Origin of the sequence: Paenibacillus koleovorans NBRC 103111 (genome assembly GCF_004000845.1) — a bacterium.
GTDB lineage: Bacteria > Bacillota > Bacilli > Paenibacillales > NBRC-103111 > Paenibacillus_AA > Paenibacillus_AA koleovorans.
On record NZ_BIMA01000048.1, the window covers coordinates 1 to 19,692 of the forward strand.

At 57.2% G+C, this 19,692-nt stretch carries 19 protein-coding genes; 6 read left to right on the forward strand and 13 right to left on the reverse strand.

Annotation, left to right across the window (positions count from 1 at the left end; translation table 11 throughout):
* Window positions 1-390 precede the first annotated feature (390 nt).
* Together PKO02S_RS16910 and PKO02S_RS16915 are read right to left on the reverse strand one after the other, a co-directional pair.
* Window positions 391-1,230 carry a sugar phosphate isomerase/epimerase family protein gene (locus PKO02S_RS16910; RefSeq protein ID WP_127585036.1) on the reverse strand — a complete coding sequence of 280 codons (840 nt, stop codon included), beginning with the start codon at window positions 1,228-1,230 and terminating at the stop codon, window positions 391-393.
* Between the two features lie 30 nt (window positions 1,231-1,260).
* On the reverse strand, window positions 1,261-2,334 hold the full coding sequence (locus PKO02S_RS16915; protein ID WP_127584959.1) for a Gfo/Idh/MocA family protein: 1,074 nt from the start codon (window positions 2,332-2,334) through the stop codon (window positions 1,261-1,263).
* A gap of 159 nt (window positions 2,335-2,493) precedes the next feature.
* On the opposite strand from PKO02S_RS16915, the gene PKO02S_RS16920 reads away from it, so the two are divergent.
* Together PKO02S_RS16920 and corA are read left to right on the forward strand one after the other, a co-directional pair.
* Window positions 2,494-3,399 (forward strand): helix-turn-helix domain-containing protein, encoded by a 906-nt coding sequence (locus tag PKO02S_RS16920; protein WP_164821504.1) that lies wholly within the window; start codon window positions 2,494-2,496, stop codon window positions 3,397-3,399.
* A 487-nt stretch (window positions 3,400-3,886) separates the two neighbouring features.
* The gene (gene corA / locus PKO02S_RS16925; protein ID WP_127584963.1) at window positions 3,887-4,822 is read left to right on the forward strand and encodes a magnesium/cobalt transporter CorA; all 936 of its coding nucleotides are present in this window, start codon (window positions 3,887-3,889) and stop codon (window positions 4,820-4,822) included.
* Window positions 4,823-5,108: 286 nt separating this feature from the next.
* Here the strand turns inward: corA and PKO02S_RS16930 are convergent, their stop codons facing one another.
* Window positions 5,109-6,209, reverse strand: a complete 1,101-nt coding sequence (locus tag PKO02S_RS16930) for an HRDC domain-containing protein (protein WP_127584965.1) — start codon at window positions 6,207-6,209, stop codon at window positions 5,109-5,111.
* A gap of 405 nt (window positions 6,210-6,614) precedes the next feature.
* Here PKO02S_RS16930 and PKO02S_RS16935 point away from each other — a divergent pair, with 405 nt between their 5' ends.
* The 3 genes from PKO02S_RS16935 (at window position 6,615) to PKO02S_RS16945 (ending at window position 8,307) form a co-directional block, all read left to right on the forward strand.
* Complete coding sequence (locus PKO02S_RS16935) at window positions 6,615-7,505, forward strand: cation diffusion facilitator family transporter (protein WP_127584967.1); 891 nt, start codon at window positions 6,615-6,617, stop codon at window positions 7,503-7,505.
* A 72-nt stretch (window positions 7,506-7,577) separates the two neighbouring features.
* Complete coding sequence (locus PKO02S_RS16940; RefSeq protein WP_127584969.1) at window positions 7,578-7,874, forward strand: DUF3055 domain-containing protein; 297 nt, start codon at window positions 7,578-7,580, stop codon at window positions 7,872-7,874.
* Window positions 7,875-8,025: 151 nt separating this feature from the next.
* A complete protein-coding gene (locus PKO02S_RS16945) occupies window positions 8,026-8,307 on the forward strand; it encodes a hypothetical protein (RefSeq protein WP_127585038.1) in 282 nt (93 codons plus the stop codon).
* A 357-nt stretch (window positions 8,308-8,664) separates the two neighbouring features.
* On the opposite strand, the gene PKO02S_RS16950 is transcribed toward PKO02S_RS16945, so the two are convergent.
* The 7 genes from PKO02S_RS16950 to PKO02S_RS33300 all read right to left on the reverse strand — a co-directional run bounded on the left by PKO02S_RS16950 (window position 8,665) and on the right by PKO02S_RS33300 (window position 15,152).
* Window positions 8,665-8,886 carry a YezD family protein gene (locus PKO02S_RS16950; RefSeq protein ID WP_127584971.1) on the reverse strand — a complete coding sequence of 74 codons (222 nt, stop codon included), beginning with the start codon at window positions 8,884-8,886 and terminating at the stop codon, window positions 8,665-8,667.
* A 17-nt stretch (window positions 8,887-8,903) separates the two neighbouring features.
* Window positions 8,904-9,965, reverse strand: coding sequence for an ABC transporter ATP-binding protein (locus PKO02S_RS16955; RefSeq protein WP_127584973.1), 1,062 nt, complete (start codon window positions 9,963-9,965; stop codon window positions 8,904-8,906).
* A 6-nt stretch (window positions 9,966-9,971) separates the two neighbouring features.
* Window positions 9,972-10,868: a sulfate ABC transporter permease subunit CysW gene (gene cysW / locus PKO02S_RS16960; RefSeq protein WP_127584975.1), complete on the reverse strand. Its 897-nt coding sequence runs from the start codon at window positions 10,866-10,868 to the stop codon at window positions 9,972-9,974.
* 14 nt (window positions 10,869-10,882) lie between these two features.
* Window positions 10,883-11,719 (reverse strand): sulfate ABC transporter permease subunit CysT, encoded by an 837-nt coding sequence (gene cysT / locus PKO02S_RS16965; protein ID WP_127584977.1) that lies wholly within the window; start codon window positions 11,717-11,719, stop codon window positions 10,883-10,885.
* Between the two features lie 144 nt (window positions 11,720-11,863).
* On the reverse strand, window positions 11,864-12,976 hold the full coding sequence (locus tag PKO02S_RS16970) for a sulfate ABC transporter substrate-binding protein (protein WP_127584979.1): 1,113 nt from the start codon (window positions 12,974-12,976) through the stop codon (window positions 11,864-11,866).
* 336 nt (window positions 12,977-13,312) lie between these two features.
* Window positions 13,313-13,627 carry an L-rhamnose mutarotase gene (locus PKO02S_RS16975; protein WP_164821505.1) on the reverse strand — a complete coding sequence of 105 codons (315 nt, stop codon included), beginning with the start codon at window positions 13,625-13,627 and terminating at the stop codon, window positions 13,313-13,315.
* A 25-nt stretch (window positions 13,628-13,652) separates the two neighbouring features.
* Entirely contained in the window at window positions 13,653-15,152 is a 1,500-nt protein-coding gene (locus tag PKO02S_RS33300) for an L-fucose/L-arabinose isomerase family protein (RefSeq protein WP_127584984.1), read from the reverse strand.
* A 135-nt stretch (window positions 15,153-15,287) separates the two neighbouring features.
* Between PKO02S_RS33300 and PKO02S_RS16985 the strand changes: the two genes are divergently transcribed.
* A complete protein-coding gene (locus PKO02S_RS16985) occupies window positions 15,288-16,217 on the forward strand; it encodes an AraC family transcriptional regulator (RefSeq protein WP_127584986.1) in 930 nt (309 codons plus the stop codon).
* Between the two features lie 51 nt (window positions 16,218-16,268).
* Here PKO02S_RS16985 and PKO02S_RS16990 read toward each other — a convergent pair whose 3' ends face one another.
* From PKO02S_RS16990 to PKO02S_RS17000, 3 genes are read right to left on the reverse strand one after another with little or no spacing between them, the layout of a single operon-like run.
* Entirely contained in the window at window positions 16,269-17,141 is an 873-nt protein-coding gene (locus PKO02S_RS16990; RefSeq protein ID WP_127584988.1) for a carbohydrate ABC transporter permease, read from the reverse strand.
* A gap of 18 nt (window positions 17,142-17,159) precedes the next feature.
* Window positions 17,160-18,059 (reverse strand): ABC transporter permease, encoded by a 900-nt coding sequence (locus PKO02S_RS16995; protein ID WP_127584990.1) that lies wholly within the window; start codon window positions 18,057-18,059, stop codon window positions 17,160-17,162.
* Window positions 18,060-18,083: 24 nt separating this feature from the next.
* On the reverse strand, window positions 18,084-19,679 hold the full coding sequence (locus PKO02S_RS17000; RefSeq protein WP_127584992.1) for an extracellular solute-binding protein: 1,596 nt from the start codon (window positions 19,677-19,679) through the stop codon (window positions 18,084-18,086).
* Between the last annotated feature and the right edge of the window lie 13 nt (window positions 19,680-19,692).

Genomic DNA, 19,692 nt, shown 5'->3' on the forward strand with positions numbered 1-19,692 from the left:
GCCTTGAAGACGGATTCCTTGTCAACCTGTCCCCAGTCCCCGAACGCCATAACCACTGGATGCAGTCCGAAAAAGTCGGACTGCAAGGCCGCTCCTAGGCAGATTAGGCTCCTCAGTCCGAGTTTGCCGAATTGGAGCGGGGGTTTCTGTAAGAGGTGCGTAATAACGCCTCTGTAAATGGGTAAACTCGGACTGGAGCACCCTTACATTTAGCGGATGCCTCCCATAGTCAGGAAAAGTCGGACTACATCACAATGGACAATGGAGGCCGTTGTCTCCGTCCCTAAAGAGGGAAACCTTTGGGTTCGCCCCAAAAAACTTATACTTTCTTAATGAAACCATAAAAAAAGGCCCCGAAGGGCCTTCCTTGCCTAACGTCCTTACAAAATCTTAAAGTCCCGCAGCCGCGAACACCTTGTCGAAGCCCGCCTTGGAGCGGCTGAGCAGCTCTTCGGCCGGCGCTGTCGGCGGCGACTGGGTCAAGATCTCCTGCGAGATCGGCCCGGAGTAGCCTGTGCGCTGGAGCGCCTGCAGGAACGCCGGCAAATCGATTACGCCTTCGCCCGGATAAAGCCGGCCGTTGTCGAGCGCTTCCTCCACCGGCACATCCGGCGCATCGTTGATGTGGACGTGCACGATTTGGTCCGCGCGCAGAGCGGCGAGCTCGTCGGCTGTCTGTCCCGTCGTGTACCAGTGGTACGAATCGAGCAGCAGGCCGACGTTCGGCGCGCCGATCGCGTCGATCCAGTCGTTCGTCTGGTCGAGCGTCCAGACGAACGGATTCGCCCAGCGCGTGCGCAGGTGATGCGGCCCTACATACTCGAGGCCGAAGCGGATGCCGTAGGCGCCGAGAATGTCGGCGCATGTACGCAGCCGCCGCGTGGCCAGCGCCATGAAGTGCGCCGCGTTCAAGTCCGTCGCCGGCAGCACATACGTGCAGCAGCGCGTGCAGCCTAACTCGGCCGCCGCCGCCGCCGTAGCGGCCAGCTTCGTCAAGTCGCTGCGGAACCGCTCCTCGGTCGAGCGCCACTCGACCGGCAAGCCGATCGAGCCGATGGCTACGCCAGTCTCCGCCAAAACAGCAAGCGCCGTTTCTTTGCCTTCCGCCTCGACCCAGCCCAATACGTCATTCAGATCCACCGCCTGAAAGCCGTACTCCCGTGCCAGCTTGACGAACCGCTCATTCGACCCGACATCGCCCAGTCCCATTCTTGTCAATCCTCTTGTCAGCGCCATATCCTGCCTCAGCCTCCTATTCGCTTAGTAGCTCCAGTCCAGCTTCACTTCATTGCCCGTACGGGATGACTCGTAGATCGCTCCAAGAATCAGGTTGTTCGTGAAACCCGTCATCACATCGGTAAGCGGCTTTTTGCCATTTTGTACGCAATCGAGGAAATGCTGCGTCAACCGGGTGCGAGAGCCTGCGTCGTTCGTTGGAGCATTCAGCTCGACTTCCAATGGCTGGTCGAATTTCTCTGTGAGGAACTTGCCCTTCGACCCGTGCAGCGCCACGCCGCCTTCCGTCCCCATCAGGTGAATGAACGGCGTATTGTCCGTATCCATATGAACTGCCCAGCTCACTTCCAGCGTTAAGGAAGAACCGTCCTCCATGCGGATGAAAGCAGTCGCCAGGTCCTCTACATCATAATAGCCGTCCCAGTTCGGCTTGCCCCAAGTGCCGATCCCTTTGCGATTCGGTCCGAACTCGGAATAAGTAGCTCCGGAGACCGCAACCGGTTTCGGGCTTCCCATCAAGTGCAGCGACAGGTCGAGCATGTGTACGCCGATATCGATCAGCGGACCGCCGCCGGCTTCCGACATTTTCGTAAACCAGGTGCCCCAGCCCGGGATACCCTTGCGGCGATACCAGCCGGCTTTGGCGGTGTAGATGCGGCCCAGCTCGCCTTTGTCCACTTGCTCCTTGATTTGCAGAGCCAGCGGCTCCCAGCGCATCTGATGCGCTACCATCAGCGTCATGCCGGTCTTCTCCTGGGTGCGGACAATACCTCGTGCAGCATCGGCGCTAATTCCCATCGGCTTCTCGAGCAGCACATGTTTGCCCGCTTCCATCGCGCTGACGGCCAGCGGAGCATGGAAAGCATTCGGCACGCAGATGACGACCGCGTCAATATCCGGGCTAGCGATCATCTCTTCCGGGCTTTCGTATACTTTAGCAATGCCATATTGCTCCGCACGGCTCTTGGCGAGCGGCAGGAACGTATCCGTAACGCCGACTACCTCGCACAGCTCCGTTTCCTTCACGAACCCCGCCAAATGCACATTGCCGATATTGCCTGCTCCGATAACGCCTACGCGAATTCTGCTTGCGCTCATAATGAGATGACCTCCAATGATTATAGGAAAATTGGGTTGGAAAGCTAGTTCATCAACTCTATCGCCTATGATAAAATGAATCGAACCCAAGTGCACGACATTTTTTACGGAAAGCACCCCAAAAATTACGGCCGCCAGAACCGGAAGGAGAATCGACAAATGACCGTTTTCCCTACATATCTACGTTTACACCGGAACGGCGAAAGAGAGCTGCCTTTGCACTTCAGCATTCATACGATTCTTCGCGGGTATGCGGCACATCGGCACGATTTTCTGGAGTGCTCCTATGTGCTCGAGGGCTCGGGCTGGGAGTGGATCAACGGCATCCGGTACCGCAAAGAACCAGGCAGCTTCACCTTCGTGCTTCCTTATCAGGTGCATGAATTTCAGACGGATCCGGGCTCTTGCCTGAAACTGTACAATGCCGAATTCGCCATGAGCCTATTGATGGGACCCGATCCGGCCTACGGCCTCCGCGATCTGTTGATCGGCGACTCCAGCACCCTTCCGTCCTATGTGCAGTTTCACGGCCAAGCCCAGCTCAGAATGAGGCGTCTGCTGGACGAGCTGATGGAAGAATTCCATACCGAGGGGCTATGGAAAAATGCGATGGTGAGGGCCAAGCTGATGGAGGTGCTCGTCCATTTCGACCGGCAGCGCCGCTCGGACAATCCGCAGCTGGCCGGTTCAGCTTCGCCCGTCATCCCTTCGGGCAATCCGGTTCACGGTGAGCGCGCCTTGTGGAACGTCATTCAGTACATTCACATGCACTATCAGGAGGAGCTTTCTTTGCCCGGACTTTGCGCGACGTTCCATATTAGTGTGTCCCACTTGAGCGAAATGTTCAAACGGCATGCCGGCCAAACGTTCCTCCAGGTGCTGCACGACGTAAGAATTCGGCATGCTTGCGCCCTGCTCGCTTCTACCGACATGACGATGGAGCAAGTGGCGCTCGAAGTCGGATACGGCTCTTACAAGACGTTCGCCCGGCTGTTCAAGCAACGCAAAGGCATGCCGCCAAGCGACTTCCGGCAAACCGCCTTCACCGAGGAAGCTTACCCCTGACAGCACCGATCCCGCAAGAGGAGCATATGATGATTTCATGATAATCTTAACATTTTACGTCTTGTGCACTGGATCAATCAAAGGTTATACTAGATGGGTCCCATGGACTTGTACTTTTTCTCACAAAGCACCATCACTAATCGTATCATTCGCCAAGAATGGAACCAAAGGAGGAAGCGCCGCATGGACGGAGACCGACCCAAGCCGACCCATAAACTGCTTAGAGCAGGACGTTCGACCGCTGCGTGCGCCTCGTCAGTCTTCTTTGGCCTTACCCGCTACTGACTGAAGTTCGCTTGCGATGCCCCTCGCGGTTTCACCACAGTCCCTCTATAGCAGTTTAGTGCCGACATGGCACTGCTTGCATCGGTTGCAGCATGATGCGCCCCGGATGAATGTCGAGATCCGCGAGAGCGCGTGATGCTTATTTCCAATTTTCTGCTGAAACCGATCCTATTGGGGGAAACTGCTAAGGGGGGATTGAACGATGAAAGTACGCCTCGTACAAAACGGCTTATTCACACCGATCGAAGACACACTGCAAATGCTCATCCCGCCGGAAAACGGCTTTTATTGGATCGACGCGGACGTGGAGGACCTGGAGATGCTCCAGCCTCTGTTCAACCTGCATGATCTTGCCGTCGAGGACTGCTTGTCCGAAGAGGGCCAGCGGCCGAAGATCGAAATTTATGACTCGCACTATTTTATTGTGATTAACAGCATCCGGTATGACGACGAGGAAATTTTCCTGCGCGCCCTGAACATCTTCCTGTTCAAACATGCCATCATCACCGTCACCCGCAAAAAAATCAACGAGATTCGCTCAATCAAACCGGTTCTATGGGATGAGGAAGTGAATTCGGCCGACCGATTCCTGTATCATCTCGTCGATATGGTCGTGGACAATTACTTCAGCGTCGGCGACCGGATCGAGAATAAGATCGAGCTGCTCGAGGAAGATATTTTGATTCATACGAAGAAATCCCATCTGAACGAAATCGTCGGGCTGCGCAGCGAAATCCTGTGGCTGAAGAAAATGCTCGTGCCGCAAAAGGACGTCATCTGGACGCTCAACAAAAAGGAACTCAAGTTGATCGACGATCAATTGCAAAAGTATTTCAGCGACATCTACGAGAACGCCGTGAAAATTACGGAGACATTCGAGACGTTCCGCGATCTCGTCGGGAACTTGCGGGAAGCTTACCAGTCCTCGGTTGCGAACCGCGCGAACGAAATTATGCGCATCTTCACCGCGCTGACGACGATTTTCATGCCGCTGACCATTATCACCGGAATCTATGGGATGAACTTCGAACATATGCCGGAGCTGCAAACGCGTTTCGGATACTTTATGGTGCTGGGCTTTATGGTGCTGACCGGCGGCTCGATGTTTTATTTCTTCAAGCGCAAGGACTGGTTCTGAATCCGCCACCTGTCCGCTGCAGATTAGCGACAAAACGGACTAATTCCCGTGCAAACACTGTTCCCGAGCCGAATTAGTCCAAAATTGGACCAACACCCGCTCAACCTGCTGCTCACGTGCCGAATTAGCACCAGTCTTTCCTTATTTTTACTGCCCGCGACCACCCATGGTCGCGGGTTTTCCATTATGCTCATTCCCCCTTTCACATATACACTGCTGCTATCCCCCATCATCCCCCCATTCCATTAGTCTGCCACTGCAATTGCCACCGTCATCGTCAACCGAATTAAGCCGACTGCTCCGCAGTCAGCGACCCTAGCGGGGCCTTTCCCGCAGCTACTCCTGCTGTTCCTGCGGCTCCTGCCGCTTGCGCCTGCGCGCCCGATGCCCCGCCGGCCGCCACCGCCCGGCGGTAGCGGAGCCGCAGCAGCCGCAGCCACTCGTAAGTCCGCTCCAGCTGGGCGCCTGACAGCTCGTGCTCCGCCCCGTACAGCCGCGTCACGATCGGCTTCAGGAACCGGTCTCCGGCTTCGCCGAACGCCTGCCAAGCCTGCTCCCGCTCTGCCTGCGGAACGCCGCGCAGGGCGGAATCGATGAGCGGCTCCATGTCGTAGCCCTCCTTGTCCAGCTCCTCGATGCGCGAGAGCAGCTCCCGCGACGGCAAGCTCAGCCGCTGCTGCACCGCAGCCAGCTCGAGCCCTTCCGCCGCGGCCTCCAGCAGCCGCAGCCGCGCTTCCCGGCGCTCAGCCTCGCTCCTCGCGCGCAGGTCCCACTGCTGCCGCAGCCAATCCTCGAAGCCGGCCGGGTCGATCCGGTCCGCGACCCAATCGAGCGGGAACAGCGTATCCCGCTCAACAACCGCCGTCAGCCGCATAATCGGCTCGGCGTACAAGCCGGTCTTGTACTCGCCGAAGCCCGGCACCATGCGCAGCTCCTCGACCGTACGCGGCACGAACGCGCTCAGCATCCGCAGCATCCGGTTCGAAGCGATGATGAACGGCGACTTGCTCTCCTTGGCCGCCTGCTCATTTCGCCACTTGCGCAGCTCTTGGAACAGCTCCTCGCGGCTGTTCAGCTCGCTGTAATACTGGAGCATCTGCAGCGTCCTCGTTTTGCCGCCCGCCAGGAAGCTATACTCGCCCGTCGCTTCCACCATCGCCCGGAACCCTTCGCTCCGCTTCGCCTGCAACTGGCTGCGGAACTGCTGCATCATCTCGCTCCAATTCGAGCCGGTATACCAGCAAATGCGGGTCGGATTCAAATCTCCGCCCATCTCGTGCCAATCGACCGACCATTCGCCCCCTTGCTCGGAAATAGACACCTGCGCGGATGTGACGCTTTTGTCCTCCCCCTGCTTCTCGAAGCTGTTCAGAAACACTAAATTCATAACTCGCTCGCCTCCCGGGCCTAATTTATACCATCCGCCAGACGCAAAAAAGCACCCCTCCTACGTCACGTAGAAGAGGTGCTTCCCCTTTGGTTGATGATTACGACCAATATACCATATTCCTCCATCCCTTACAAGGGGCAGGACGCCGATCATTCGACTCTTTTCGGAAATGTGCGACAACTGGCGTAGACAGCAGACATGCCCTGCCGGTTGCCTAGACCGTCTGCATTATGGTAACATAAATTGATTATTAAGAGCAGGCGAAATGGCGGAATGCATATGAGTACGATGCGACGGTACACGGACAATCGCATATGGCGCAAAAAATTGAAGATCTTCAACCTACCCGGTTGAAGATTTTTTGTTTCCTTAGGGAAATAATGATGGCAGGGGGAACAAATTGTGCAGGCAGAAAAGAAACAGTCTTGGCTGGCCATCTGGCTTAGTCTGATCAGCAATCTTCTACTTACCTTCATTAAAATAATCATCGGCGTCACGTTCAAAAGTCAAGTGCTGATCGCCGATGGCATCCATAACGCCGGGGATGTCATCGCTTCGGCCGCCGCCTTCGGCGCGATGCGCATTTCCAACCAGCCTGCGGACGACGACCACCCTTACGGGCATGGCAAAGCCGAGGTGCTCGGGGCCAGCTTCGTAGCCGTCATCCTGGCGCTCGCCGCGATCTGGACCGGCTATCACTCCGTCGCCGCCCTGCTCGGCCCGGCTCCGGAAGCGCATTGGCTCGCATTGGTCGCCGCCGTCGTCTCGCTCGTCTGGAAGCAAGGGCTGTATTTGTACACGCTGCGAATAGGCAAGTCCGTCAACAGCAAAAGCCTGCTCGCCACCGCCTACGATCATCTGGCGGACGTGTATGCTTCCTTGGCCGCCGTCATCGGGATCGGGCTTGCACTCATCGGCGAAGCTTACGAACTGCCCTACCTCGTCTATGGCGACCCGGCTGCCGGTATTATCGTCTCGATCCTCGTGATGAAGCTGGCCGTTGATATGGGTCGAGAAGCGGTCGACGTCTTGATGGAGAAAAATGTGAAGCAGGAGCAAATCGAGCGATACACCAGCCTGATCCAGGCGATTCCGGAGGTGAAGCGAATCGATCGCCTGCGGGCGAGAGAGCATGGACACTACGTGCTGGTCGATCTGCGAGTGAGCATCCCAGGCGAAATGTCGATCCAGGAAGGCCACGACGTCAGCCGCAAAATCAAACGCGCCGTCATGGATGCCGATTCCCAGGTGGACGAAGTGCTGATTCACATCAACCCTTGGTACAACGAGTGAGCCTGCTTTCCTTTGCCGATCGGACCCGCATCATGTATAATCAAGAGCATGTTTGACTAGGAGGGGCTCGCGATGTCTGCCGAATTCGATTTTTTATATGATCATAGAGAAGATACGATTACCCGCTTCGTCTGCTTCGTCGGGGAGTCGCTGCAGCGGTTCGATCTCGCCATTACGTCGACCAACCGGTTTTACGGCAAAAAGCTCGTTACCGACATCCAGTCCGGGCGCACGGCCATTCTCGGACCGGACGATCTGGAGGAGCCGGGATACCTGGAACACGTATACAGGCTAAACGAGGAGCAAGCGGAGGAGCTTCGCTCGTTTCTGGTGGAAGTCATCGGCATGATTCATTTTACGGATATTTAGGATGGCAATAGTTAAACGAGGCTCCACCGGTGGGTGGGGCTTCTTTTTTTCACGGAAATGTTACATAACGACAGGCGGGCTGTGGCAAACTAGCAAACAGGACCCAATCGGCAGAAAGCGAGGAACCCCTATGCACGAAGAAGAGGAGCAAATGCAGCCGCACGCGGAGGTAGAGGAAGGTTTTCTATACGAGGAGCGAGATGCCTATTCGGATTTGGCGACGGTAGAATCGCAGCGGAACGATTTGGCGGTTGAGGAATTTCCCGAAGGGCCTTTTGGCAGCAGCATCATTTCCAAGACGCTCGGGAAAAGCACGCCATGGAGGCGCGGCCAACGTTCGACCAGCGCTTTCACGTATGAGAACCGGGAGCTGCACGAAGGATTGGACCGCGGAGGGTACCCCGGGGAGCACGATACGCACGACGACGAATAATGGCAAGACTCTGTAGTCCGAATCGCCCGAATTAGAGCGGCATTTTCCAGAGGGAGCGTGCGGAACCGGCCCTGCAACTGGGAAAATTCGGACTAGAGACCGCTTCACCCTTCGCTCCCCCCACGCAGTCCGAATAAATCGGACTAGGGTCAGACCAATAACGCTCTCGCGTAACGCTATTTCGCCGTTCCGGCGCTGTTGCGGCCCAATAGCGTTACCCCCGCCATACCGTTATTGGGGGTCGGAACCACCATTTCTGGGGTTGCGGGTGCAATAGCATGATCCCGGATCCCCGAGTGTTGCACTTATAGTTTCTTTACTATCCAAAGAGACAGCATCGCTGCTGTCTCCCCATCCTCATGCCTGCGGCTGAGGCTTTTCTTTTGTCCGTTTCGCGGTGTTCCCGGCGGTGGCGGCGGCAGAATTCGAAGCGGCATCGAACCGCTTGCGCTCCGTCCGTTCGATCTGCACGATCCGGCCGTCATGCACGACGATTTGGACCGTACCGTACTCCAACCCATTGACGCTTTGGACGATTCGATCCGCCCAGTGCTCGTCGATTTCCAACGGTTTCGCCATTTCCAACTCCTCCTCGCTTATATATGGACCGGCATCGGGTCGATCTTCAATCCATTTTCCTGCATGACATGCCCGTTCTGATTGAACAAATAAATCCGATGGATCAGTACCCGCACCTCGTCGCCCGCTTGCAGCACCGGCAGCTCCATCGAGCGGTAAGCGAACAGGCGGCTGCCGCCGGCTTCTACCTCTACCTGCCAATTCGTGCCGCGAAAATACACGTTGCGCACCGTCCCTAACTCGGATGCAGTGGCTAGCGAAACCTCGTTCGGCCGACCTACCTCGATAAACTCGGGGCGGATCATCGCCTTGGCGTTCGTCAGCTGCGGCTGCTCGAAGCCTTTCAACCGAGACGGCTCCTCTACCTGATTCGACTCCCCGATAAAGCCGGCCACGAACGGGGTCTCCGGATGCGAATAAATCTCGAGCGGAGTCCCTTGCTGCTCCAATCGCCCGGCGTTGATGATCATAATCTCGTCGGCCACCTCTACCGCTTCCTCCTGATCGTGCGTGACGAAGATCGTCGTAATGCCGACCCGATCAATCATGTCCTTCAGCCAAGTGCGAAGCTCCTTGCGCACCTTGGCGTCGATCGCCGCGAACGGCTCGTCGAGCAGCAACAGCTGCGGCTCCGGAGCAATCGCTCTGGCGAAGGCGACCCGTTGGCGCTGTCCGCCGGACAGCTGATGCGGCAGCCGCTTCTCGAAGCCTTTCAGCCCGGTCAGCTCGATCAGCTCGTTCACGCGAGCCTTGGTCTGCTCCTTCGTCCGCTTCTGCACCTGCAGCCCGAAGGCGATATTTTCGAACACGGTCATATGGCGGAACAAGGCGTAGTTCTGGAACACGAACCCGATGCCCCGCTGCTGAGGAGGCAGGTCATTGACCCGTTTGCCGTGGAACAGGATATCGCCCGAATCGGGCTGCTCCAAGCCGGCGAGCAAACGCAGCACTGTTGTCTTTCCCCCGCCGCTCGGACCGAGCAGGCCGATCAGCTTTCCTTTCTCAATGCCGAAGCTGATATCCTTCGTAGCTTGGAAATGGCCAAAGCTTTTCGTCAAGTGTTTGGCTTCGATATGCATGGCGGGTTACTCCTTCTCGCGGCTATGCCGGTCTTGAAATTTCCACTCGACAATACTTTTCACTACCAGGGTCACAACGGCAAGCAGCACGAGCAGGGATGCCATCGCGAACGCCCCGGCGAAATTATATTCGTTATACACGATTTGAATATGCAGCGGTACCGTATTGGTCGAGCCGCGGATATGTCCCGAAACGACGGAGACGGCACCGAACTCTCCCATCGCTCTCGCGTTACAGAGGATCACACCGTAGAGCAGCCCCCATTTGATATTGGGCAGAGTGACTCGCCAGAAGATGCGCCAGCCCTTCGCACCGAGCGTGACGGCGGCCTCCTCCTCCTGCGTCCCCTGAGCCTGCATGAGCGGGATCAGCTCCCGGGCCACGAACGGGAAGGTCACGAAGATCGTAGCCAGCACAATACCCGGCAACGCGAAGATGACTTTGATGTCGTGAGCCGCAAGCCAAGGGCCGAACCAGCCATGGGCGCCGAACAGCAGCACGTAGATGAGGCCCGCGATTACGGGTGAGACGGCATACGGCAGATCGATTAGCGTAATCAGTACGTTTTTGCCTTTGAAGCGGAACTTCGTGATCGCCCATGCGGCCGCGATGCCGAATATCAAGTTCGCGGGCACCGCGATCGCCGCAACGGTGAGCGTCAGCCGAATCGCGGCGGCTGCATCTGTTTCAACGAGCGCCGCCATATACACTTCCACACCTTTGCGGAACGCCTCTGCGAAGATGCTCACAAGCGGCAGGATAAGCAGAAATCCAAGAAACAGCAGAGCTATGGTAATTAGCAGGACGCGGACCAACCGCGGCTCCGTCGTATGTGTAATTGTGGACTTGTGAAGCTTGGGACCTGAAGCGTTCTTGGGAACTGTCGTCACATAACCGGCCATTGTCGACTCGCCCCCTATACCGTCACGGCGTGACGATTCGTCCGCCATTGCAGGAAGTTGATGATCAAGAGCAGGATGAACGAGATGATGAGCATGACCATCGCGATCGCCGTCGCTCCCAGATAGTCGTATTGCTCCAGCTTCGTCATAATGAGCAGCGGCGCAATCTCCGTCTTCATCGGCATGTTGCCCGAGATGAAGACGACCGAGCCGTACTCGCCTACGCCTCTGGCGAATGCAAGCGCGAAGCCCGTCAGCAGCGCCGGAAGCAATTGCGGGAACAGGACGCGACGGAATGTTCTCCATCGATTCGCGCCGAGGCTGACCGCCGCTTCCTCGACTTCCTTCTCCAGCTCTTCAATGACCGGCTGCAGCGTCCGCACGACGAACGGCAGGCCGATGAATGTCAAGGCGAGCATGATGCCGAGCGGCGTGAACGCCACCTTGAAGCCGAGCGGCTCCAGCAGCTTGCCGACCCAGCCGTTCTGCGAATAGATCGTTGTCAGTGCAATCCCTGCAACTGCTGTAGGTAAGGCAAACGGGAGGTCGACCATGGCGTCGATCAGCTTTTTGCCGGGAAATGTGTACCGCACGAGCACCCACGCAACGATAAAGCCGAATATGGAATTTACCAGCGCGGCACCGAACGCCGTCCCGAAGCTGATTTTATACGCCGCAATGACTCGAGGATCGGTCACCGTAACCCAAAACTTTTCCCAGCCCATACCGGACGTCTTGATAAAAATCGCAGAAATCGGCACGAGCACGATCAAACTCAGGTATAGGATCGTGAACCCCATCGATATGCCGAATCCAGGAATAATGCTGCGCTTGCGAGCCAATCTGGCCATAAGTACGTTCTCCCCGCTTCAAGAATCCCCACGCGGGACGGTTGACCGCCGATTTGCTGCCAGTAAGTGTCGCTTGTCTCTGGCTCGCGCTGGTCGCCGTCCCGTCCGCAGAATCCCGCTTTGTTTAGCCTCTCTGGTTTATCCTTAAGGCTTGTAAATTTGGTCAAACACGCCGCCGTCCGAGAAATGCGTCTTCTGAGCTTTCGTCCAGCCGCCGAAGAGCGGATCGTCGATCGTCAGCAGGTTCAGCTTCTTGAATTGCGCTTCATACTTCTTGGCCACCGACTCGAGGCGAGGACGATAGTAGTTTTTAGCCGCGATATTTTGGCCTTCTTCCGTGTACAGGTACTCCAGATAGGCTTGCGCTACCTCGCGCGTCCCCTTCTTGTCGACGACTTTATCTACAATTGTGACAGGTGGCTCTGCAAGGATACTGACCGATGGGTAGACGATCTCGAATTTGTCTTTGCCGAACTCGTTGATCGAGAGGAACGCCTCGTTCTCCCAAGCGAGCAATACGTCGCCGATTCCGCGTTGCACGAACGTCGTCGTGGAATCCCGTGCGCCCGAATCGAGCACCGGCACGTTTTTGAACAGCTTTTGCAGGGACTCCTTGGCCTTCGCCTCGTCCTTGCCGTTCTTGTCGTAGAAGTATCCATAGGCCGCCAAGTAGTTCCAGCGCGCGCCGCCCGATGTTTTCGGGTTCGGGGTGATGACTTGCACGCCTGATTTCACGAGATCGTCCCAGTCTTTGATTCCTTTCGGGTTGCCCTTCTTCACCAGAAAGACGATCGTCGATGTGTACGGAGAGCTGTTGTTCTTAAGCTCGCCTTGCCAGCCGCTCTGGATCAGCCCGGCGGTTTGAATCGCGTCGATGTCGTACGCTAGTGCCAGCGTCACGACGTCCGCCTCCAGCCCGTCGATGACGGAGCGTCCTTGTTTGCCGGAGCCGCCGTGCGATTGTTTGATCGTGACGACTTGGTTCTTCTTCTCTTTCCAGTACTTCGCGAAGGATATATTGAATTCTTGGTATAGTTCACGAGTAGGGTCGTAGGACACATTCAGCAGCTCTACAGGCTTCAGTTCAGGCGCCGCGCTGCCGCCGGATGCGTTGGTTTTGGAGCCGGCGGTTCCGCCTCCGCCGCAGGCGGTCAGCCCGACGAGCGAGGCGACCAGGGCGGTCGTAATCGACCATTTGCGAATAGACCGGAGCACTTGGTTGGATGTGGAGCTGGATGTTGGATTCGAATAACTCATAATGATAACTCTCCCTTTAGATAAGAATTGATTATAAATCCACGTCAGTTTATCGATCCAATTCTACGTTTGAGCGTGCTCCGGCTGTCCGGTAGACAATCAATATTATTCCGATAAACTTACTATGTTATTGAGTATATTAGCACCGCCCGTATTTTGTGTCAATCGGGTATTTGGGAATTTTACGGGAAAATACCGGATCTCTGCGTATAGAATGATGAAGGGGACGCATTCTCAAGGAATGTGTCCCCTTTATTTCCGCTATTTTCGCCTATCATTCGAGATGCCGCTATCTCCCTCCAACTTGCAGTCCAAGCCGTTTGACCCATTCCCACCTCACGGAACAAACCGATACACCGGCTGAAGCTCCTTCACGGTAGCCCCGTTCTCCTCCCACAGCAGCAGCATATCGCTCATATATTGCTGCCACTTCACATTCGCGGGATGCTCCGCCAACCGATCCATCGCTTCGCTGAAATTGTCTGCAACCATATGCGCGAACAGCAGTCCCTCGTGAAAATAAATGTGATACGCGCGAATGCCGACCAGCCGGAACTGCTCCTCCAGCTCGGGATCGACCCGCTCATGGCGGCGCCTGTACTCCTCATAATCCTCCGGACGAATCTTCAGCATGAACGATGCGTATTCCATAGCCGATGACCGCTCCCTTCTCTGATTAAAGCGTGACATGAGCGCAAGGCAGCAGTTGGGCCACCTTGACGAACAGAGAAGCATTGTGTCCGATCGACATCGCGCAATGATGCGTCGGCGCTTCGGCGAACCAGCGCTCCATGTACGTGTCCGGGTCGACGCGGAAACGGACAGGCGTCTGCGTATTGCCGATGCGCATAATCGGACCGTCCGTCGACTCCGCCTCGCTGCTGATCAGCTTCAGCTTGCCGTCGCCGGTCTGGGTGACGTTCAGCGTCGTGATCGGGCCGGTCTTCACCTTGGCCTCGACGGAGACGCCGGTGCCTTGTTTGCCGTGGTATAGCCCCATCCCGCGCAGAATCGGCTTGCCCTCCGAGATCGCCACATGGAACGGGCCATCGTGTCCGAGCAAGATCGTCCCGTCGACGTAATCGACCACGACGATCTCGGAGAAGCTGCCCCCTCGGCCGGCAATGTCGGCGATCTTCATCGCGACCGCGGTCTTCAGATCGCCTTCGCCGGAGCACGGGATACCCCGCGCGGTGAGCAGCGAATGCCCGACGATGAAGCCGCCCTGGATGCGCTCGTATTCGTAGTCCGGCGCGCCGTGGTAGTAGTAGCTCAGCGCGTCGAGATCGAATTCGCGCACAAGCTTCTCCTGCGCCACGGCGACGCGGCACGCCCATTCGAGCTGCTCCGCAGTCGGCTTGCGCGCGATCGGATCGGACGGCGAATCGCCGCTGATCTGGAACATCGCATGCACCTCCTCCAGCTTGGCCGCCGTCTCCTGCGGCGTGACGGCCTGGAACAGCCGGTGCAGGTCGCACATCTCCAGCACCTCCACATGCAGCCCGAGCTGGGCTTGCAGCATCGTGAAGTCGCTGTACATGTCCAGCATGCCGCTGTACGTATTGCCGAGGAAGCCGAACCGGCTATGCCGCAAGGTGCGAACGACCGAAGCGGCTCGGATCCATTCCTCGATCGCCGTCCAGGCGCGGCGGGCTTCCGCCCGTTCCGCGGTCACTTCGTTCGTCAGCGAGATGGCCGGCGTATAGCTCAACCCGAGCAGGCCGTTGATAACGCGGAACGGAATGCCCGCCCGGTTGAAGGCGTTCGACAGCTCCGGCACCGGGCAAGCTCCGCAATGCGCCAGCCATTCGCCGGTCGTCGTCTGCTCGTAGTTGATGCGCTCCGTCGGCTGCAGGTTGAGAATGACCGCAGGCGCCTTGCAAATCTGGTGCACCGGCAGCACGGTCGAGCTCGTCGAATAAGTGGCCGAGTGGCAGAACACGAGATCGACGTTGCGCGCGTTCAGCCACTCGCCGGCACAGCGCCCTTCCGCCTCCGTATCGACGAGGCCGAAATTGTACACTTCCGCGCCGAGCCGCGCCATCTCCTTTTCCAGAAATCGGCCGTACTCCTCCAGCCGCTCCTTCAACCCCGGAAACTGGCTCCAGTACGCCCGCAAGCCGATGGAATACAAGCCGATTCTAGCTTTTCTCGCCGGTTTGATCGGATCCCACATGCTCCGCTCCCCATCCTTTCTCCCCCTACAAATATGCCAATCGTGATATAATCATCGCACAGGCAGGAGAAGGCGGGATACGAGTATCATGTGCAAAAATATCAATATATTGCTATCCATGAAAGCGGTGACAAAATGAGCCCAAACGACAACGGCGGCTATTATGTGCAAGCGGAGCTGGACTATAGCGAGGACTCGATTCGGCTGATCCACACCCCGAGCCCCCAGGCGAAATCGATGTTCTACTATGTGCAGGAAATTGGGCATTTTCGGACGCGCGCTCAGTACTATACAGAGAGACGGAAACTTCAATCGCTTCTCATCGTATATACGGTCGCGGGCAGAGGGCATCTGCACTATCGAGGCGTCGACCATATCCTGACGGCGGGACAGGTGTTCTTCATCGACTGCATGGAATATCAAACATACCGGACCGATCCCGATCCGGGTCAGCTATGGGAGCTGCTCTGGGTGCACGTGAGCGGCGAGTCCGCGGCACGATACTTCGCCTCGTTCCTGGAGCAGAACGGCGGGTCGCCTGTCATGGACCTGCCGACCGGCTCGCCCATCGCCGACCACTTGAGGGAGCTGCTGGAGCTGCACCGGACGAAACATGCGCTCACCGAGCTGCTCGGCTCCAGCCTCATCGTGCAGCTGCTTACGCAGCTGCTCCTGCATGCTCACTCCGACCGTGCGGCGGCTCACGGGGCGGCTTTCGGCGGCTTCACCGTGCCGGAGTCGGTTGCAGGAGTGGCGGAGTTTCTGAACGCCCGCTACCAGGAGCCGGTCACACTCGATTTGCTGGCCCGGACGTTCAGCATCAGCAAGTACCATCTGGCCCGCGAGTTCAAGAAGGCGTATGGCCTCACGCCGAACGACTACGTGCTGGCGGTTCGCATCAACCAAGCGAAGGCATGGCTGCGCGACACCGACCGACCTGTCTCTTGGGTGGCCGGGCAGAGCGGCTTCGACTATGTGTCGCATTTCATCCAGACGTTCAAGAAGCTCGAAGGGATTACGCCCCTGGCGTTTCGCAAGCAGTGGCGGTCCGGCGGCGAAGGCTAGCGGGGGCTGGAACGGTTGCTCGGGGAACGCAGAATCGTTAATAAACAATCGCTATTCCTTGAGCGACCCCAGCATGGCGCCTTTGACGAAGTATTTCTGAATAAACGGATACACAATCAGGATCGGGAGCGTCGCGAACAGCACAATCCCTGCCTTCATCATCTCCGGGGTCACCGAGATCGATTCGAGCGTACTGGCGCCTGCGAGCGAGCTGAGCTGGTCGTTCATCACCGTGTTGCGCAGCACGACCTGGATCGGCATCAAATTCTTTTTCCGGATAAAGATGAGCGCCGAGAAATATGAATTCCACATCGCTACCGCATGGAACAGCGCAACCGTAGCGACAACCGGCAACGACAAGGGCAGCGCCATTCGGGCGAAGTTGCCGTACTCGCTGCAGCCGTCGATTTTGGCGGCGTCGTAGAGCTCCTGCGACAGGTTTTGGAAAAACGTTTTCATCAAAATAACATTAAACGCCCCCAGCGCCCCCGGAATCATTAGCGCCCACAGCGTGTTGTCCAGCCCGACCGCCTTGACAACCAGGAAATTCGGAATCAAAGACGCATGGAAAATGAAAGTGACGATGATACCTTTCAGCACCCAGCCCCGCCCTCTCATCTGCGGCCGCGACAGCGCATAGGCGAGAGTCGACGTCAGCGCCAAACAAATCAGCGTCCCGACAACCGTAATGTACACGCTGACCCCCATCGCCCGCCACAGCGTCTCCATGCCGAACAGCGAATTGTACACGCCGAGATGAAACCCTTTGGGCCACAAATAGACGAGCTTCGCCTCCGCATACACCGAGCTGCTGAGCGACACGGCGGCGAGATGGAGCATCGGGAGCACCATGGTGACGGAGAGAAGCAGGAGCAGCGTATTGTTGAAAATGTGAAACATCCGATCGGACTTGTAGCTTGGCAAACGAGCCTCCTCCTTCCGCTAGTAGATGCTTTCGCCCGTCAGCTTCTTGCTGAGCCGATTCATAAGGATGACGAGCAGCAAGCCGATGACCGACTTGAACATGCCGATCGCGGTCGTGTAGCTGAACTGGGAGCTGAGCAGCCCGACCCGGTACACATAGGTGTCGATGACCTCCCCAGTCTCTCGGACGAGCGGGTTCAGGAATACCAGCACCTGCTCCACGTTGGAATCGAGCACATTGCCGATGCGCAGCAGGAACAGCACGACGATCGCCGGCAGGAGCGAAGGCAGCGTGATCGACCACATCCGGCGCCAGCGGCCCGCTCCATCCACCATGGCGGCCTCATACAGCTGCGGGTTGATGCCCGCGATTGCTGCGAGATAGATGATCATGCCCCAGCCGACTTCCTTCCAGATGCCGATCGACACGAGCACCGTCCGGAACAGCCCCGGCTCCGTCAAATAATCGACCGGCTTCACGCCGAGCCCTTGCAGCATGATGCCCAACACCCCGTCGATCGAGAGCACATTGATGAACAACCCGCCCACGATGACCCACGACAAAAAATGGGGCAAATAAAGCAGCGTCTGCACCGGGCGCTTCACCCAGCCGAGGCGAACCTCATTCAGCAGCAGAGCCAGCAGGAGAGGCGCCGGGAAGCCGAAGACGATCGAATACAGGCTAAGCAGCAGCGTGTTGCGCAGCGTCTGGTAAAACTCCGCATAAGTGAACATGCGCACGAAGTGGTCGAAGCCTACCCAGTCGCTGTCGAGAATGCCTTTGAACATGCTGTAATTCTGGAAGGCAATGAGATTGCCCCCCAGAGGAATGTACTTGAAGATGAGGAAGTGCAAAATGCCGGGCAATGCGATGATCCACAGGGCAATCGCATCGGAGCTTTGCCATTTTTTCAGCATGTTGTCTCTCGCCCTTCGGCCGGTTTATTTTTTGTTCGTCTTGTTGTACCAAGCGGTCGCTTCCTTCATCGCCTCGTCGCCGCCGCGCTTCTTCCACTCGGCCACGAACTTGTCGAACGCCGGATCGAGCTCTTCCTTGCCGGTGACGACCTTCGCGAACATGTCGAGGAACAGGGTGCCTCCAGCGAGCGGCCCAGGCATAATGTTGATCTCCGGCCGCGTCTTGAACGCTTCGAGAATCGGCATGTTCAAGCTGGCATGGTCGACCGCGGTCGATTCGGCGAGCTTCATCGCCGCCTTCACTTTATCCGGCTCCGGGCCGGCGTCGACGATCTTCGTCAGCATCCGGCCGTCTCCGCGAGGGTTCAGAATGAGGCGGTGGAAGGAGAAGGCGTTTTTGTTCTTGTTGATCGGCAACTCCGAATCGTACTTGACTTGCCCGTTCTCTTCAGTGTAGTTGGACCCTTTTACGCCGAACGAGAGGAAATTTTCCACTTCATCGGACCAGGCCCAGTTGAGGAATTTGATGACCTCCTCCGGATTTTTCGTTTTGGACGGGATCACCCAGACGAAGTAGATGCCGTCGTTTTTGCCCACGAGGCCGGAGCCCTTCGGTCCTTTCGGAGGCGCGATCATGCTGACCTTGGCGCCCGGCTGAGTCGGGAACTGCGCCGCCAGGTACCCGGTCGTGTAGTTCGGCACTTCATGCGCCCAGAGGCCGCCTTTGCCCTTCTTGATGTCCGCCGACCAGTCCGTCGCTTTTTTCGTGAACATGTCGGGATTGACATATCCTTTGTCGTACAGCATCTTCCAGAACTTGATCGCTTCCTTGATTTCCGGCATGATGATGCCCGGGGTCATTTGGCCGTTTTTCATTTGCCACAGGTCCGGATTGACGCCCACCGCGTTGAAAAACAGATCGGAGAACTGCAAATTTTCCCGCACGTAGAAGCCGTATTCGTCCTTCTTGCCGTTGCCGTCCATATCATTGTTTTTGACCGCTTCGAAAAAGGCCAAGTAGTCGTCCACCGTCACCGGCGTCTTCATGTTCAGCTTGTCGAGCCAGTCCTGGCGGATCATGACCACTCTGGAGTTGGTCATGGCGGTCATCGCGGGAATGCCGAAAATTTTGCCGTCCTTGCTTACCTTGGAGCTTTCCCAGGCTTCCTTCGGAATGCTCTTCTTCAGGTTCGGCCCGTATTTGTCGATGAGCGGCCCCAAGTCGGTAAATGCGCCTTGCTCGAGCGCGCCCGGGTGAATCGTCGAGTTGATGCTGTCCGTGCGGACCAAATCGGCCAGCTCGCCGGAGGCGAAACGAACGGTCAGCTGCTGGGCATAGGCGTCGCCGTGGTTCAGAATCTCTACATTCAGATTGTAGCCGGACAGGCGGGACATTTCCTTCACATACGGATCGTCCTTGCCCTTGTACTCCTCCTGCGCGTAGGCGTTGCCGGCGTGGGACAAGATGATGCTAATGTCCTTCTTCACCGGTTCGCCGCTCTTGGCACCCGAGTCGCCTGTCGTGATCTCCGGATCGCTGCCTCCGCATGCGGATAGGATCATGCCTGCTGCGAGCGTCGTGACGGTGACGGCGGCCCATGTTTGGACTCTTCTGCTCATTGTTCGTTTGGTC